Consider the following 17,005-nt stretch of genomic DNA (forward strand, 5'->3'; position numbering starts at 1 on the left):
TTAATTGTGATTAAAGCTATTTAAGAAATATCGGAGTTTGACGTGAAATGAACGCCCTGGTTTTTGCAACCTAAAGTTGTCATAAGCCAGCTCATTGGTCAGGTTTCTGCATTCGACAGAAATATTGTATTTGTCTTTTGCAAAAGAATAGGAGAGAGCTGCATTGTGGATAAACTGTGTAGGTATTTGATTTTTAGATTCCTTACTACCCACACTTTCCCAATCCAAGTAATACCAGTGGGTGTAATTTGAGGACCAGATAAACTGCAATTTCGTATCCGGTGTCAACCAATTATTTTTATAGATGCTCAAATTGAGATTCCCATACAACCAAGGTTGATTGGGTACTCTGTCGTTATAGGTTATGTCGGGGTTAGCGGTTTGCCCATCAATGTATTTGGATTTATTCGTTGAATTTTGGTACGTACCGTTGATCGAAAAGTCCAGCAAATTAGCATACTGATATTTTAATTCTGCTTCAAGGCCATTGATTGTAGTCTTATCCAAATTTTGGTAACTGGAAAACTTTCCACCCGTGGGCTTGAAATAGATGAAATCGCTTGCATACCGTAGGAAATAGGAACTTTCAAAGTTAAGGCTGTGTCTACCGAAGTGTTGATTGAGATAGAGCCCAGCATTGATGTTGTTGCTATTCTCAGGTTTTAGCTTGTTATTGGCGATGATATTGATCCCATCACCAAACATTTCTTGCGATTCCGGAAGACGATAGGTGCGTTCGTAGGATGCCTTGATTCCGAGATTCTGCCTTAGGCTGAACCGGGAGGCAAGACCATAACCGATATAGTTTTTATTGAACCTGTTGTCTTTATTTGTATAACCGTTACCATCGCTGCCACTGAAATAGACAACATCTCGGGCAAATATTCCCAAATTATATAATTTCGTAAAAATGGATGTACTAAGACGTTTGTCCAGTGTAAGATTTTGATAGGCAAGTCCTAAAATATTTTTGGATATGGTGTTGGGAGTTCCCAATGGATTGCTTTTCGCATTACCAAGTTGTTCTTCTGCAGACCTGCTGCTATGTGCAAAATTATAGTTGAGGTTGAGCGCGTTGAATTCGTCCAACTCATAACTAAAGTTTGTACGTATTAGTGCGCTTTTGTTTTTATAATGATAGATGGTTTTGATGTCATTGAGTTCTCCCGAAATTGCTAATGGGATTCCTGTTCCACCGCCCCAGCCATAGCTTTGGCTAGCTGTATCGATGACACGGTATCTGTCGATACCATAAGAAGCATAGGCGTTCATATTTAGCTTTTCGATCAAAAAGTTGTCTTTTTTGTATTTGAAAGAAGGCATTATATAGTTGCCCACAGTACGGAGTTCACCGTATACCGTATTTTGGGTAGCACCGGTCTGTATTTCTTTGTTGAAGTCCGAATATGTCAATCCGAATGAAATCTTATCTGCCCAAGCTTTGTCGGATAAGGATATTTCGAATTGTGCCATATCGGAACGGTACCTATCGTGAAAGCGTTTGACATCGCGTTCTATGATTTTTTCATTTTCAATCACTTTAATCGGTGCCTCATTTTTAGGATTGTTGCGCATCCAGTAATTATTGTCGGAAAGATTATGGAAGGCTCCTAATTGAATGGACAGGCCAGTTTTGTGATCTGTAAATCGACCATTTACTGCAGCACGCATGGTATTGAAGGAGCCATAAGCAAGGCTGGCATCCAGCATATTGCCGGCAGACTGATTGGTGATGATATTGACGGCACCGCCGAGTGCATCCGAACCAAGATATGCTGGAACGGCACCTTTAAATACTTCGATGCGTTCAATTAGGTTAACAGGTATGTTGTTTAACGTCAATCCTGATCCGAAGTTTTCCATTGGAATGCCATCAATAAAGAAGCGAACCTGTTTTTCTGAAAGTCCATTGATAGAAAATTTAAAATCAGAACCGAGACCCGCCGATTCGCGGATATTTACACCGAGACTGCGGGATAATACCTGATTGATGTCGAGATTTAGATTGGCAAATTGTCTTGTTTCTATCGCATTAACAGCAAAGCCTGTTTCCTTCAGTTTGGTGCTTTCCGATTTTCCATCCACTTGAGCTGTACCCAATTGTTGCGCTGTTGGATCGAGATCAATGTTTAATTTTTTTGTAGCAATAGCAGATATATCAATTTGAACTTCTCGACTAGCGTAACCTACGGTAGATATAAGTACTTTATATTTCCCGAAGGGAATATGCGGCAGTTGAAAATTTCCCGATGCATCGGATGTTGTTCCTAGTTGCGTATTTTTTATTTTGATACTAACCGAATGTAATAAGCTCCCATCTTTCGAGCTTTTTATTTGTCCTTGCAATACGCCGTATTGTTGTGCAAAGAGTGCGGAAGAAAACGACAGCAATGTACAGGTAGATATCGCTCTAAAATTTGACATACACTTATTTAGATTAAATACATATTAACTAAGTAGCGTATGCCTAGATTTACCGAAGGTCTTGCGTTGAAAAAAAAGAATATTTATTGTAATCACCTGTTTTACAGGTGGAATTAATTTAGTCGATCTATCCTTACGATAAAGTCCGTAGCCTGATCCAGTTGAAGCCCCGCCTTTATCTCTTCTGATTTGATATCATAGATCCAGACCTGATGTCGGTCTGAGCTGTCGTCGATAGCAATATAGGCTTTGCCATTTTCGACGAGAACAGATTCTTTGCGGGTTCCTTTGTCGAAAGGGAGGTCAAGTTTGTGCGTAGTCTTTTTGACGAGGTCAATGCGGTAATATTCGAATTGATAGGTTGAGTGGTGGTCGCTGAAATCTGTATAACGATCTTTGCGTTCGCTTCGTATAATAGCTTGGTTGTTACCTAAATACCAGATTCCGTAGGCGTGATTGTGGGTTTGTGCTGTTACATCAAAGAAGTAATTTGGATCGATCTGTGTGGATTCTTTCTCAATCTTAAAGATTGCTGTGGGCTTTGAAGGTATATTGCCCAAGGCAATACCGGGACAGGCCATAAAGTAGTAATTTCCGTTTTCATCATTGAAACTGTAAGATTGGACGGTGTTTATTCCACCTGGATAAGTAGATCGGGTATCTTCTTGGACTCCCTTTAGCTTTAGTGTTGTTTTATCTAGGGTAGCCACATATAGGGTATCTATTGTGGTAAAGTCTGTTTCATTGATAATTTTATTAAACGTGTAACCAATTAGCAGCTGTTGCTGGTGTATGGTACTAAAACCAACCGAGATAATATTAAAGTCAGGAGCTGAGGAAGGTATTTTTAATTCTTGTTGCTGAACGATTTTAAAAGGTTTGATAGTGATCTTTGTGTACCATAGACGCCGGTTAGTTTTGTTGTCTGATGTAAATAAGAGCAGTGTATCGTTATTTATCCAGTTGATATTTTCTATATGCTGGTCGGGCATTGGCAGTTGTCCAATTTCTTTTAGACCTGATTTTTCGAGTGTATATTTTTTGAATTTCCCTTCATTGAGGAAATAAAATTTACCATTTTTAACAATGATACTGCGATCGAACTCCTGCGTAGGAATAGCCACTCCATTTTGGTGGATAGTCAATTTTCCGCTATTCATGCTGTTAGTCGTGACGATAGTGTTACCTAAATCCTTATCCATTGTATAGAGGCTATATTTGCCTACTAAGCTCTTCTCCCTATGTTCTGATTGGCAACTTATCATTAAGCCAAAAAGCAAAAGTGGGAGAAATAAGATAAGGCGGCTTGATAGCATAGTACTATGGGTGGTGGAGTTTTGTCGATTAAATGATGTTAAATTGCAATTTAAGTTCGTGTTGTAATGTCGGCGCCAGAAAGGTTAGTTCGGATTTTGCAATAATAACCTGTTTCCCATTTTTTTGTGGCTGCAGAACAAAATAGATTTCGCCCGTTTTTAATTCTTTCTTTTTATCTGCCCCCGGCATGCTAAAAGCAAAGTTCCTTTTGGGGATAAAGAGCATATTGCCTGTAGTCTTAATTATCCCTGTATCGGTATTGATTTGCGCCGTCGCATTTTTACCCAAAACTATTTTATAATTTTGTTGATTGATATATTTCAAGTTCCCATTCCGCGCGTTGTCAAATGTTGCATCAGTTTTCTCCTTCATGTTATTGAACTGATGGAGGCCAAAGCTAAGCAGGATTAGGAAGGAAGCTGCAATGCCAACATATTTAAGCGGGTATTTTTTCCTCTTAATTTCTATCGGAGCTTCTGCGGTCTCGATATAGGTGTTGATATCTGCCCAGATATCGTTTTCCAATTTATTTTTTTTAGCTGTTGAAATCGGTATTGGGTTGGATTCGAACGTATCATCCATCAGCCATTCTTCTACCAGCAGTTTTTCTGTTGGAGAGCATTGCCCCAAATGGTATTTCGCTATTAACTTATGATCTATTTTCATCCGTATATTCAACTCAATAACAAAAGTACGAGATTTCTCTTTTCTGCATCAACAACTTATGATATATATTCTATTAATTCTGTCTTCAATGTTTTTAGGGCTCTAGAAATATGATATTCTACAGCTCTTTCAGAGATTACCAATTTCTCTGCAATTTGCTTATTTGTGAGTCCTTGCTCTCTACTCATCTGAAATACTTTTCGGCATTGGTTAGGCAATGTGGTTACCAGATAGGAAATTTTGTCTGCAAGTTCTTCGGCAATCAGTGTATTGTCTGAATATTGAGATTCCGTTATGTTTGAAATATTGTTCAGATGTTGTTGGCGGGATACTTTATTACGTATATATTCAAAAGTCTTGAGTTTGACAGATCGGATCAAATAGCGCTCAACCTCCCTCAGACGGAGTTCTTCCTTGCGCTCCCAAAGTGATTTAAATACATCCTGTACAATTTCTTTTGAATGCTCTTCATCGTGGATATTGCTAAGGCAAAAAGCAAACATACCTTCCCAGTGGCGAAGATATATTTGCTCAAAACTCTTTCTATCGATAATAAAAAAATCCGTTTCCAAAATACAAAGACCTTAGCATATGTCTTTGGCAAAGATAGTTTTATTTAGATTGGTTTTAAATAAGTTTTTAGATTTCTTTTACGAATTCCTTGATCGCTCGACCAGGATCGGCTGTCTTCATAAAATTTTCACCAATTAAGAATCCCTGGAATCCAGCTTTTTTAAGTGCTTTAATGGTTGAAGGATCCGATATACCGCTCTCCGATACCCGGATATATTCTGTTGGAATTTGGTCTAAAAGATTATAAGAATGTTGAAGATCCACCGAAAAGTCTTTCAGGTTTCTATTATTGACACCAATTGCATCAATGTCGTCAAAAAGATTGTCTAATAGCTCCTGTTCATTGTGTACTTCGAGCAAGACATTTAAGCCAATTTGTTTAGCATATGCGGCGAATTCCTGTACTTCTTCCTTTTTCAGGCATGCAGCGATTAAAAGGATGACGTCTGCACCATAGGCTTTAGCTTCAGTAATCTGATATTTATCCACGATAAATTCTTTTCTTAAAATAGGGATACTGATTGCTTCACGCGCTTTAGATAGATCCGCTAAATTTCCTTTGAAAAACTCTCCATCAGTGAGAACAGAAACTGCTGAAGCACCGGCTTCTTCGTATGCCTTAACAACATCTTCTACGGTGGAGGTACTGTTGATTTCTCCTTTTGATGGTGATGCTCTTTTATACTCGGCTATTATTCCTGTTTTTTCAGGATCAAGAATAGACTCCCTCAACGATAGGCAAGCAACGCTGAAATAGGGATAGTTTAATAACTCCTCGAAGGGAACTGAAGCTTTTGCTTTTTCCACTTCTATCTTTTTTCTTTCAATGATTTTATCCAGTATAGTCATTTTTATAAATTTTAGATTCCCAACCAGTTTTCAATTAACTTTTTTCCATTCGTCGTCAATACCGATTCGGGGTGAAACTGCATCCCTCGGACATCGTATTCGGTATGTGTCAAGGCCATGATAATGCCATTTTCGTCGATGGCTGTTACTTTGAGGCAGGTTGGAAGAGTATCCTGGCTAACTGCCCAGGAGTGGTATCGCCCTATTTTCGAATCTTTTGGAAAATCTTGAAACAATTTTTCCGATTGGTCAACAACGGTGATATTTGTTGCTACACCGTGCAAAGGTTTTTCCATATTGAACAAGGTCCCACCAAAAACCTCTGCAATAGCCTGCTGACCTAAGCAGATACCCAATATACTTTTGTGAGGAGCATATGTACGGATGACGTCAAGCAATAACCCCGCCTCTTCTGGAATACCAGGGCCCGGCGAAAGAAGTATTTTATCGAAAGCATCAATATCTTCCAGTTTAAATTTATCATTTCTCCATACAACGTACTCTTGGTCTAACTCCTGTAATAAATGGACTAAGTTGTAGGTGAAGGAATCGTAGTTGTCTATAACGACTATTTTATTGTTGCTCATAACCTTTTGCTATAAAATCTTGATTAACATAGTTTTCAATCTCGTGGAATATAGATTGAATAAATTCAGTAGGCAACTTAAATTTTTTTGCCAAGACTGCATAATGACCGTTTAAATTCCTAATCGGGGATTGTTCTTCGGCTAGTTCATTTTCTAAAGCATTACCTTTCTCAATATAGGTGTTCCGCAATGCCAAGAGTTCTACAATGCGGCTATCTATGGTATCTATTGAAACATCAATATGTTTCTTGTTGACACAGTATTCCAATGGTCTGATCATAACGTTTCTGCTAGTTGTAATGCTTTTCGCAAAGCAGCAATTTTGTTATTTACTTCTTGAAGTTCCATTTCAGGGTCTGAATCGAGAACAATACCACCGCCTGCTTGGTAATGTAAGGTGTTTTGTTTGCTTAGGAAGGAACGAATCATAATGGCGTGATTAAAGTCTCCGTTAAAACCCATAAATCCAATTGCACCGGAATAGAAAGAACGTTGCAATCCTTCATAGCGATCGATTAAAGTCAACGCCATATGTTTTGGCGCCCCCGACAGTGTGCCGGCGGGATACGTATCGCCTACAATGTCAAACGGATTGATGTTATCTTTTAATGTTCCTGTTACTTTGGAGACCAGATGGATAATATGGGAGTAATATTGCGGTTCCATGTAGGACTCCACCTTAACCTGTGTACAATGTCTACTTAAGTCATTGCGGGCAAGATCGACGAGCATAACGTGCTCAGAAGTTTCCTTTGGATCTTCTTTGAGTCTGGAGGCGATTTTCTGATCTTCATCCATGTTGCCCGTACGTTTGAATGTTCCTGCAATGGGGAAGATGGTAGCCTGTTTTCCGTGAATGCGTAATTGCGCTTCTGGCGAGGATCCGAAAAGTTTAAAATCACCGTAATCGAAATAGAAAAGGTAAGGTGATGGATTGATGGAGCGCAATGCACGATAGACATTGAATTCATCACCAGAGAACGGTGTTTTAAACCCTCTGGATGGAACAATCTGGAAAACATCGCCACGTTGGATATGTTCTTTCATTTTCTTGACCAACTGACGGTGTTCTTCATCGGTACGATTGGAGCTTTCTTCACCGGCAAGTTTGAAGGAATATTCAGGAAAGTTTTTGTTCTGAATAAGAAATTGCATTCTTTCCAGTTCTGATTCATCATCATCCAGCAGGTGTTCAAAAATGTAGAGTTGGTTTCGGAAGTGGTCAATAGCAATGACATATTTGTAGATATGATATTGCATAAATGGTATTTTACGCGCCGGATCTGGCGAAGTGGTCAGTTTGATATCTTCAAAGTGTTCGATACAATCGAAGGTGAAATATCCAAATAAGCCATTGGAAATGAGGTTAAGTTCGGCGATTGTATGGTCTTCGAAGGAATTCCTAAAATCGGATACTTCCTGACGTAATTCAATTTCCTTCGCATTTTTTACGATACGCTCCCTATTAGGATACGTAAGCGTTAGCTCTTTTTCATCGAGCTGGATTCCAGCAATTGGCTGGCAACAGATGTAGCTAATGTTATTGTCGCGACTATGATAGTCGGAGCTTTCCAATAGCAATGAGTTTGGAAAGATATCTCTTAGACGAAGATAGATGCTCACTGGCGTAGTTGTATCCGCAAGCAACTTTCTGCTTTTTGTTTTGAATGTATACTTCATTTTTTGTGTCTTATCTTCTTGTTGTAAATTTATGCATAAAAAAACCCCGATACTGGTTAGCATCGGGGTTGGAATTTCCATAAATGGTTTTGGTTGATTATGAAATATTATAACAATACCAATTGATTCCCGATGCTTATTGCTCCAGGCCACCACCAATTTGTATTTGTATATCTTCGTGTCATTATTACACAAATTTATAAAAAAAAATAAATAAGCAAACTTTTTGTGACAAAAAAACAAAAATTCCGCTTATTTCTTAATCATTTAATAAATCAGGGCGTCTTTCTTGTGTCCTTTTCAACTGTTGTTCATCTTTCCATGCGGCGATTTTTGCTTCGTGACCGCTGAGTAGAATATCGGGTACTTTATGGCCTTTCCACTCTGCAGGGCGTGTATAGATAGGTGCGTCGAGCAATCCATCCTGAAATGAATCGGAAAGAGCGGAAGTTTCGTCTGATAATACTCCAGGGATTAATCTGATAATAGCGTCTGTAACAATTGCGGCCGGAAGTTCTCCTCCAGATAGCACGTAATCGCCGACCGAAATTTCTTTTGTTACGTAGATATCACGAATACGTTGGTCAATTCCCTTATAATGTCCACAGAGGATCATCATATTTCCTTTTGTAGATAGTCCGTTCGCAATATCCTGATTGAATGTTTCACCGTCTGGAGTCATATAGATGATCTCATCGTATACACGTTCGGATTGCAGTTGCTCAATACACTTTGCAAAAGGCTCGATTTGAAGAACCATACCGGATCCGCCGCCGTAGGGATAATCATCGACACTTTTGTGTTTATTGGTTGAATAGTCTCTTAAGTTGTGAACATGTATTTCAGCCAAACCTTTATTCTTCGCTCGTTGCAAAATTGAGTGTGCAAATGGACTTTCAAGTAGGTCTGGTAAGACCGTAATAATATCAAAACGCATGGCGCAAAGATACACAAAAATGCACCATTGTCTATTTATAAGATTGATTCGCTTATCTTTGTGCCAAAATTAAGTGAACATACAGTGATTGACGTAAATAATATTTCCGTTTCCTTTGGGGGAACGACTCTTTTTTCAGATGTGTCTTTCTCGATTAATGAGAATGACAAGATCGCATTGATGGGCAAAAATGGTGCTGGTAAATCTACCTTGTTGAAAATTATAGCGGGGGCAGGAAAGCCTACGACAGGTCATGTTTCGGGGCCAAAGGATGCGATTATAGCCTATTTACCGCAGCATTTGCTGACACAGGATAATGTGACTGTTTTTGAAGAGACATCTAAGGCTTTCGAAGAAGTCTACGGAATGCGTGATGAGCTGGAAGGCTTGAATGAGCAGTTGAATATTCGTACGGATTATGAATCTGATGATTATATGCAATTGATCGAACGGGTATCTGAATTAAGTGAGAAGTTCTATTCGATTGAGGAAGTTAATTATGATGCGGAGGTTGAAAAGGTCTTGAAGGGTCTTGGTTTTGAGCGTACGGATTTTACTAGACAGACTTCTGAATTTTCCGGGGGCTGGCGTATGCGCATCGAGTTGGCTAAGATATTACTAAAAAAGCCAGATTTGATTTTATTGGATGAGCCTACCAATCACATGGATATTGAGAGTATTCAATGGCTTGAGGACTTCTTGGTCAATTCGGCGAAAGCAGTTATTGTGATCTCGCACGACCGGGCTTTTGTCGACAATATTACGAATCGGACCATCGAGGTGACGATGGGACGGATTTATGACTATCGCGCCAAGTACAGTCATTATCTGGAATTACGTCAGGAGCGTCGTCAGCATCAGTTAAAAGCGTATGAAGAGCAGCAACGTTTTATTGCAGACAACCAAGAGTTCATAGACCGTTTTAGGGGTACATATTCAAAGACTTTGCAAGTACAGTCGCGTGTAAAAATGCTGGAAAAATTGGAAGTTATTGAGATTGATGAAGTGGATACTTCAGCGCTGCGCCTTAAATTTCCGCCATCTCCACGTTCGGGCCAATATCCGGTTATTGTGGAAGATCTGACGAAAGCTTATGGCGATCATGTCGTCTTTCAGAAAGCAAATATGGTTATCGAACGTGGAGAAAAGGTGGCTTTTGTAGGGAAAAACGGTGAGGGTAAATCGACGATGATCAAAGCAATTATGGGTGAAATCGATTTCGAAGGGACGTTAAAGGTTGGGCACAACGCGAAAATTGGTTACTTTGCACAAAATCAGGCGGCATTGCTGGATGGTGAAATGACCGTTTTTGATACCATTGATCAAATCGCAGTAGGTGAAGTACGTGTTAAGATGAAAGATCTTTTGGGCGCTTTTATGTTTAGTGGCGATGATACGACCAAAAAGGTGAAAGTGTTATCTGGAGGAGAAAGAACGCGTTTAGCCATGATAAAATTATTGTTGGAACCGGTGAATGTACTTATCCTCGATGAGCCGACCAACCATTTGGACATGAAGACCAAGGACATTATTAAAGATGCTTTAAAAGATTTTGATGGTACGTTGATCCTTGTTTCGCACGACCGTGACTTTTTGGATGGCTTAGCCGAGAAAGTTTTTGAATTTGGAAACAAGCGTGTACGTGAGCATTTCGAGGATATCAAAGGTTTCTTGGAATACAAGAAAATGAGCAGCTTAAAGGATATCGAACGTTAGCCTCTAGATAAAGGGCATATAAAACCGATAGGGATTCAGTTGTAAAAAGCGGCTTTTATATAAAAGAGCCGCTTTTTTGCATTTCAAAGGAAGATTCAATTGAATCTTCAAGCTTTTTTCGTTTAATCCCAAAGTGTATGAAAGATGCCTTCTTGATCAATCCGTTCATAGGTATGTGCGCCAAAATAGTCTCGTTGTGCTTGTATCAGATTTGTCGGTAATTTCTCCGATCGGTAGGCATCAAAATAAGCGAGTGCGTTTACGTATCCGGATACGGGTATCCCGTTTGCGATAGCATCTTTGACTACCTCGCGAACGCTGGCCTGCGTGCTCAGTAGCTTCTGTGCAATGGTGCTATCAAGTAGGATATTGCGTAAGCCCGGATTAGTCGCATAGGCTTTTCTAAAATCTTCGAGCAAAGACGCGCGAATGATACAGCCGCCTCGCCAAATTTTGGTTACCACCTGTAAATCTAGCTCATAACTATAGTTCTCTGATGCGACAGTGAGCTGTGCCAAACCTTGCGCATAGGTCGTGATGATCACAAAGTACAATGCATCTTTTAAGCGAGCAATAAGCGTTTCGGCGGGCAGATCAATAGGCTGTCCATCCCATTTAAGTAGTTTTGCCGCCTCCACACGTTCGGGTTTGTATTTGGACATATCGCGCATATTGACCGCTGCATCAATCACCGGCACTGGCACCTGTAGATCCATCGCATTTTGCGAAGTCCATTTACCCGTTCCCTTTGATCTTGCCCAATCTGAAATCAGGTCCACCAAATACTGGTCGCCCTCTTTTTTCTTCAGAATCTGAGCGGTAATCTCAAGCAAGAATGCGTTTAAATCGCCCTTGTTCCATTCTTCGAAGGTCTGCTGTATGGTTTGGGTATCAAAACCATATAATTTTTTCATCAGGTCATAGGTCTCTGCAATTAACTGCATGATACCATATTCGATACCGTTATGTACCATCTTTACATAATTTCCTGCCGACCCGTTGCCTAAAAATTCCACACAGGGTTCGTCGGCTACCTTGGCCGAAACCGCCTCGAATATTGGCCTTAGTCTTTCGTAGGCCTTTCTGTCGCCTCCGGGCATCAAGCTTGGGCCACGACGAGCGCCACTTTCTCCTCCAGATATGCCCATTCCGAAGAAATGTATACCCTTAACGGAAAGTTCATTAAATCTTCTGTCTGTATCCGCGAAGTATGTGTTTCCGCCGTCGATGATTATATCTCCTTTATCTAAAAGCGGAACAAGACTGGCAATCGCCATATCAACCGGCTTTCCGGCCGGCACCAACAGCATAATTGCTCTGGGCTTTTGCAAAACTCCTATAAACTCTTCTACTTGGGTTGTCACTTTGATGCGATGTCCTGCACTTGCTTCAGCTTCCAATGACTCAGCTTTGTGTGGATCGAGGTCTAAGCCTGCTACCGCGAAACCGTTGTCGGCGATGTTGAGCAATAAATTACGTCCCATTACGCCGAGTCCAACTATTCCAAAATCGCAGTTATTTTTTGTATCTATGCTCATCGTTTAATATCGTTTTTCTAAGTTGAAATTTACCATTTTTGTTGATACTATGAAAGACAAATTATCAGCAGATCGTTATAAGGCGTTTTTCTCCCTTCAATTACTCCGCTGGTAATGAAGCTTTTGTTGTAAACCCACAGATAATCCGTATATTGAACTCTCCTAAACATCAATTTTATTTATGATTATTGGATTAGACATTGGTACATCATCTGCGAAAGCTGTTGCATTTGACTACGCGGGGAACATCTTGTCACAGCATAGTATATCTTATCCCATATTAAATCCGTCGGAAGGCTGGTATGAGCAAGATCCAGAGATTGTTTATGACGCATGTATTGATTCTATTAGGTATGTCATGATTAGCCTAAAGCGATCTATTGCTGAGATACCGAAACCTGTGTGCATTGCGGTGAGTAGTGCTATGCACGGGCTGATCGCTGTTGACGCGACAGGGAATCCACTTAGCAATTGCATGATATGGGCAGATCGCAGAAGCGAGGATATCGCGGTTGCCTTAGAGACGAGTGAGGTGGGCCGACTGCTTTATCAGCGGACAGGAACGCCAATACATCCCATGTCTTTGCTTTGCAAATTAATGTGGATGAAGTCCAACGATCAAAAATTATTTGCTCAGTCGCACAAGTTTATCGGTATCAAAGAATTTCTTTTTTACCGGCTCTTTGGCGTTTATGTGGTCGATCATTCCATTGCGTCTGCAACAGGGCTTTTCGACATACATCAATTAACATGGTCTGATCAGGCGTTAAGGTTGGCCGGCATATCGGAAGAGCAATTAGCATCTCCAGTTCCGGTCGATCATGTTTTAAATATGCCTAACCGAGAGATTGCGGCCTTGATGCACATCCCTGAAAATACCCCTTTTGTGATAGGTGGTAGCGATGGTTGTTTGGCTAATCTCGGTGTAGGAGCTATACGTCCTGGAGTGGCTTCGGTAACTATCGGTACGAGTGGAGCTATTCGCGTAGCGAGTTCGCAGGCAAATCAAGAAAAAAAGCAAAGGCTATTTACATACCTACTGAGACCAAATGAATATATAATTGGTGGCGCGGTCAACAATGGCGGTATATTACGCAACTGGTTTCGAGACAACTTTTTACGCGAATTTATTCAAATGGAAGCAGATGGAGATCCTTCCGCGTCGTTAGATGTTTTGATCGACTCCGTCGTTCCCGGGGCAGAGGGCTTGATATTCTTGCCCTATCTCACTGGTGAACGGGCACCACATTGGAATTCCAATGCAAAGGGCGTTTATTTTGGAATACAGTTGCATCACGGCAGGGCACACTTCGCACGTGCCATGATGGAAGGGATGTTGTTTGCAATTTACAGTGTAGGAATCGCATTAGAGGAGAACACCGGGCCAATTCATACGCTTTTCGCAAGTGGCGGCCTGGCGCGTTCATCATTGTTGGTGCAGATGCTTGCAGACATTTTCAATAAACCTGTATTCACCAAAAATACAGTAGAAAGCTCTGCATGGGGAGCAGCATTGATCGGCTTGGAAGCATTGGGTATACAGGGAGGTGAGCCCACTATAAAAAGCAAACAAGCGCAAGGAAAGCTAGATCCCGAACACTATTATAGACCGAGTGAGGAGAATCACGCCGTATATATGAAAAACTTCCAGAAATTTGAACGCCTGTACCATATATTGGAAGGTGAGTTTTAACTAGATATAAATTATTATGCCGCTAATCATCGTTATTTTGGGAGTAGCTTTATTACTTCTCTTAGTTACTGTCGTCAGATTAAACACGATCTTTTCATTACTGATAACTTCTGTTGCGGTCGGTTTTGCTATGAATATGAGTGCTGTCGATATCCTTAAATCTGTTGAAACCGGAGTGAGCAGTACCATGGGCCAGTTGGCACTTTTGTTGGCTTTCGGGTCTTTACTCGGGAAATTGATGGCGGAGGGTGGTGCTGCAGAGAAGATTACAACGGTATTAACGGCTGTGTTTGGGAGAAAGAACTTACCGTGGGCAATGGTTCTCACGGGCTTTTTAGTAGGGATTCCCTTATTTTACAATGTCGGTTTTATCGTTTTGGTTCCGTTTGTTTTCATGGTATGTGCTTCCAATAAAATGCCTTTACTTTATGTCGCTATTCCGCTGCTCGCAGCGCTTTCCGTGACGCACGGGTATTTGCCGCCACATCCGGGAGCTACAGCCATAGCGGTTACTTACAATGCGGATATCGGGTTGACGATGGCCTATGGCATTGTTGTGGCCATTCCTGCCATAATTATCGGAGGACCACTCTTTGGCAGGATGCTTAAGCACATTCCGACCAACCCACCGACCGAGTTTTTTCCTGAACAGAATAACGCAGATAGAAAAGAGCTCCCCGGATTTGCAATTAGCATATTTACGGGTCTTTTTCCAATAGTTTTAATTGCTTTTGGTTCATTTTCACATCTCATATTTCCAGCAGGTTCTTCTTGGTTGACGGCACTACGTTTCTTGGGTGACCCAGTGGTGGCTTTAATGATCGCATCGCTAATGGCGATGTACACCATGGGTATTCGTCAAGGCAAAAGTTTGCGGGACCAGTCCGCAAGTGTGGAAGAAGCAATCCGCGGGATCATGATGATCCTTTTTATCATTGCAGCATCAGGCGCCTTCAAGCAAATTTTGGTAGATAGTGGTGTAGCGAACTACATCGCTGACCTAACCGCAGACCTGAGCTTGTCACCTCTTGTGCTTGCATGGTTGATAGCTGGTATCATCCGTCTAGTGATTGGTTCGGCTAGTGTTGCTGGGCTAACGGCGGCGGGCATTATGCTTCCCATTGTGCAGGCAGGCGATGTTACTCCCGAATTAATGGTGCTAGCGACGGGAGCGGGTAGTCTCATGTTCTCGCACGTCAACGATCCGGGATTTTGGATGTTTAAATCTTATTTTGGAGTGAGCATGAAGGATACGTTTCGCTCATGGACTGTGATGGAAACGCTCGTCTCTGTTGTTGGATTGATCGGTGTCTTGATTTTACACTGGCTTGGTCATTGACAGCGATGAAATAGTTTCATACGGATACTTTCACCCTTTTTCTAGGCATCGCCCTTTAAATAAACAACATAAATTTTTTTTTCTTAATATCGTGAAAATGAACCGAATTTTGCTGTTCTAAAATTATGCTGAAGTTACATCGATTTTATATCTTTTTTTTGTTGTGGTTGGGAACTTTCCTAACTGGACTAACATCTTTTGGACAATCTACTGCTTATACAGTAGATAATTTGCCCAATCCAAAAATAAAGGGGCAGGATTATTTTGTGTCCAATCCCGATGGGATTCTATCTTCGGGTGCTGTGTCTGAGTTAGATGGTTTGTCGTCACAGATTGAGGCCGCTACAAAAAGTGAATTTGCCATCGTTGTTGTTAACAATTATATGGGTGACAGTGATTTTGAATTTGCTTTAAAATTATTCAATACATGGGGTATCGGTAAGAAAGAAAGCAACAATGGGCTTTTATTGTTTATTGCAAAAGAGAGGCATGAATACCGCTTTATTACTGGATATGGTATGGAGAGTATCTTGCCAGATGCTTATCTTAAACGTATAGGAGAGAAGTATCTCGTACCCAACTTCCGAAATGAAGATTATGACCGCGGTGTTTTAGAAGCTTCGGGTTTTATAAAAACAATACTGACTTCCGCAGACAGCAAGGCTGAACTGGAGCGCTTAATGCCGGAAGCGATACCTGTTTGGAGCTTTAAAAGTCCTATCCTGCGCAACTCTCTTTTGGTCTTGGGCTTGTTTGCAATATGTTATATCTGGCTGGGTGAGGTGACTAGAGCAATAAAGGGGCAGCTGACGAAAAAGAGTAAGTATTTTCCACCTTTGGTAAGCGGATGTGGCTGTATGGGGATACTAATGTTTATCAGTGTGTTTATCTGTGCCTTTGCCTTAAACAATTTTGAGGTGGTTTATCAGTGGAAAAATTTACCCTATTTTATATTTGTATTTGGCAGCATCACTTTGGCGATGAAATATAATGCTAGCCGCACACAGATTGTTAACTCCTATCGCGATGAGGAGAATATTCAGCGGGCCTTACGTAAATTTCGTGTGTGGGGACTTGTACCACTATTGCTTAGTCCATTGGCCTTATTTGATCTTATTGGATTGAATAAACGGATTCGGAAAAATGAACTGCGGCTGGCCCCGCCTGATAATTCAGGACGTTGGTTACGGATGAATAAGGATGATGTATCTACGCGAGAAAGCGCATATCTGGATGCTGGCCAGCTTTTGGAAGAGAAAATTGGCAGTCGATCTTACGAGATCTGGATAAACCAGACAAGCAATGAAATCAAGCTGGTTCCATGGGATGAAAATGCTGGCTTTGTCGATTGTCCTGCATGCCATTATAGAACCTTTGAAACAGGGCGTACTAAAACGATCCGAGCCGCAACATATAGTTCACAAGGGCTAGAAGAACGTTTTGACCTCTGTAAGAATTGTGGACATCGTGTATCTCATGGGGAGCATTCAATTCCTGTGAAGGTGCGGTCTACATCAAGCAGTTCTGGCGGTGGATCTAGTAGTAGCGGTGGTGGCGGTAGCTTTGGCGGTGGATCTTCTGGCGGCGGAGGTGCCGGCGGACGATGGTAATCCATAATTTAAGGACAAAAAAAAGGTTTTCAAACGGGGAGAATGAAAACCTTAAATAACCAATTATAAACCTAAA

Annotated in this window: 14 protein-coding genes; 4 read left to right on the plus strand and 10 right to left on the minus strand. The window is 41.0% G+C overall.

The window, feature by feature from the left end:
* From B2W36_RS09365 to trmD, 9 genes are all read right to left on the minus strand, one after another.
* Positions 1-2,424: a TonB-dependent receptor gene (locus B2W36_RS09365; RefSeq protein WP_293887576.1), complete on the minus strand. Its 2,424-nt coding sequence runs from the start codon at positions 2,422-2,424 to the stop codon at positions 1-3.
* A gap of 113 nt (positions 2,425-2,537) precedes the next feature.
* On the minus strand, positions 2,538-3,626 hold the full coding sequence (locus B2W36_RS09370; RefSeq protein ID WP_293887577.1) for a hypothetical protein: 1,089 nt from the start codon (positions 3,624-3,626) through the stop codon (positions 2,538-2,540).
* A gap of 142 nt (positions 3,627-3,768) precedes the next feature.
* Positions 3,769-4,407 carry a hypothetical protein gene (locus tag B2W36_RS09375; RefSeq protein WP_293887578.1) on the minus strand — a complete coding sequence of 213 codons (639 nt, stop codon included), beginning with the start codon at positions 4,405-4,407 and terminating at the stop codon, positions 3,769-3,771.
* A gap of 56 nt (positions 4,408-4,463) precedes the next feature.
* Positions 4,464-4,979 carry an RNA polymerase sigma-70 factor gene (locus tag B2W36_RS09380; RefSeq protein WP_293882084.1) on the minus strand — a complete coding sequence of 172 codons (516 nt, stop codon included), beginning with the start codon at positions 4,977-4,979 and terminating at the stop codon, positions 4,464-4,466.
* A gap of 67 nt (positions 4,980-5,046) precedes the next feature.
* Positions 5,047-5,829: an indole-3-glycerol phosphate synthase TrpC gene (gene trpC / locus B2W36_RS09385; RefSeq protein ID WP_293887579.1), complete on the minus strand. Its 783-nt coding sequence runs from the start codon at positions 5,827-5,829 to the stop codon at positions 5,047-5,049.
* Positions 5,830-5,840: 11 nt separating this feature from the next.
* Positions 5,841-6,416 (minus strand): anthranilate synthase component II, encoded by a 576-nt coding sequence (locus B2W36_RS09390; RefSeq protein ID WP_293887580.1) that lies wholly within the window; start codon positions 6,414-6,416, stop codon positions 5,841-5,843.
* On the minus strand, positions 6,403-6,696 hold the full coding sequence (locus tag B2W36_RS09395) for an isochorismate pyruvate-lyase (protein WP_293887581.1): 294 nt from the start codon (positions 6,694-6,696) through the stop codon (positions 6,403-6,405). Before B2W36_RS09395 ends, B2W36_RS09390 begins: the two co-directional genes overlap by 14 nt.
* Positions 6,693-8,096, minus strand: a complete 1,404-nt coding sequence (locus B2W36_RS09400) for an anthranilate synthase component I family protein (protein WP_293887582.1) — start codon at positions 8,094-8,096, stop codon at positions 6,693-6,695. The genes B2W36_RS09395 and B2W36_RS09400 overlap by 4 nt, the downstream gene beginning before the upstream one ends.
* Before the next feature lie 259 nt (positions 8,097-8,355).
* Positions 8,356-9,033: a tRNA (guanosine(37)-N1)-methyltransferase TrmD gene (gene trmD / locus B2W36_RS09405; RefSeq protein ID WP_209577610.1), complete on the minus strand. Its 678-nt coding sequence runs from the start codon at positions 9,031-9,033 to the stop codon at positions 8,356-8,358.
* A gap of 84 nt (positions 9,034-9,117) precedes the next feature.
* Between trmD and B2W36_RS09410 the strand changes: the two genes are divergently transcribed.
* Positions 9,118-10,749: an ABC-F family ATP-binding cassette domain-containing protein gene (locus B2W36_RS09410; RefSeq protein WP_293882120.1), complete on the plus strand. Its 1,632-nt coding sequence runs from the start codon at positions 9,118-9,120 to the stop codon at positions 10,747-10,749.
* A gap of 122 nt (positions 10,750-10,871) precedes the next feature.
* On the opposite strand, the gene gndA is transcribed toward B2W36_RS09410, so the two are convergent.
* The gene (gndA, locus tag B2W36_RS09415) at positions 10,872-12,287 is read right to left on the minus strand and encodes an NADP-dependent phosphogluconate dehydrogenase (protein WP_293887583.1); all 1,416 of its coding nucleotides are present in this window, start codon (positions 12,285-12,287) and stop codon (positions 10,872-10,874) included.
* Positions 12,288-12,468: 181 nt separating this feature from the next.
* On the opposite strand from gndA, the gene B2W36_RS09420 reads away from it, so the two are divergent.
* The 3 genes from B2W36_RS09420 to B2W36_RS09430 all read left to right on the plus strand — a co-directional run bounded on the left by B2W36_RS09420 (position 12,469) and on the right by B2W36_RS09430 (position 16,929).
* Positions 12,469-13,980: a gluconokinase gene (locus B2W36_RS09420; RefSeq protein ID WP_293887584.1), complete on the plus strand. Its 1,512-nt coding sequence runs from the start codon at positions 12,469-12,471 to the stop codon at positions 13,978-13,980.
* A gap of 16 nt (positions 13,981-13,996) precedes the next feature.
* Positions 13,997-15,319 (plus strand): gluconate:H+ symporter, encoded by a 1,323-nt coding sequence (locus B2W36_RS09425; protein WP_293882067.1) that lies wholly within the window; start codon positions 13,997-13,999, stop codon positions 15,317-15,319.
* 125 nt (positions 15,320-15,444) lie between these two features.
* Positions 15,445-16,929 carry a TPM domain-containing protein gene (locus tag B2W36_RS09430; protein WP_293887585.1) on the plus strand — a complete coding sequence of 495 codons (1,485 nt, stop codon included), beginning with the start codon at positions 15,445-15,447 and terminating at the stop codon, positions 16,927-16,929.
* Positions 16,930-17,005: the final 76 nt, after the last annotated feature.

Source organism: Sphingobacterium sp. UBA3549, from assembly GCF_002376635.1.
GTDB lineage: Bacteria > Bacteroidota > Bacteroidia > Sphingobacteriales > Sphingobacteriaceae > Sphingobacterium.

Excerpts from the sequence above, each read along its gene's own strand:
- B2W36_RS09400 (WP_293887582.1), bottom strand. The coding sequence starts at position 8,096 with ATGAAGTATACATTCAAAACAAAAAGCAGAAAGTTGCTTGCGGATACA.
- trpC (WP_293887579.1), bottom strand. The coding sequence starts at position 5,829 with ATGACTATACTGGATAAAATCATTGAAAGAAAAAAGATAGAAGTGGAA.
- B2W36_RS09430 (WP_293887585.1), top strand. The coding sequence starts at position 15,445 with ATGCTGAAGTTACATCGATTTTATATCTTTTTTTTGTTGTGGTTGGGA.
- trmD (WP_209577610.1), bottom strand. The coding sequence starts at position 9,033 with ATGCGTTTTGATATTATTACGGTCTTACCAGACCTACTTGAAAGTCCA.
- B2W36_RS09390 (WP_293887580.1), bottom strand. The coding sequence starts at position 6,416 with ATGAGCAACAATAAAATAGTCGTTATAGACAACTACGATTCCTTCACC.
- B2W36_RS09370 (WP_293887577.1), bottom strand. The coding sequence starts at position 3,626 with ATGGATAAGGATTTAGGTAACACTATCGTCACGACTAACAGCATGAAT.
- B2W36_RS09420 (WP_293887584.1), top strand. The coding sequence starts at position 12,469 with ATGATTATTGGATTAGACATTGGTACATCATCTGCGAAAGCTGTTGCA.
- B2W36_RS09425 (WP_293882067.1), top strand. The coding sequence starts at position 13,997 with ATGCCGCTAATCATCGTTATTTTGGGAGTAGCTTTATTACTTCTCTTA.
- B2W36_RS09375 (WP_293887578.1), bottom strand. The coding sequence starts at position 4,407 with ATGAAAATAGATCATAAGTTAATAGCGAAATACCATTTGGGGCAATGC.
- gndA (WP_293887583.1), bottom strand. The coding sequence starts at position 12,287 with ATGAGCATAGATACAAAAAATAACTGCGATTTTGGAATAGTTGGACTC.
- B2W36_RS09365 (WP_293887576.1), bottom strand. The coding sequence starts at position 2,424 with ATGTCAAATTTTAGAGCGATATCTACCTGTACATTGCTGTCGTTTTCT.
- B2W36_RS09395 (WP_293887581.1), bottom strand. The coding sequence starts at position 6,696 with ATGATCAGACCATTGGAATACTGTGTCAACAAGAAACATATTGATGTT.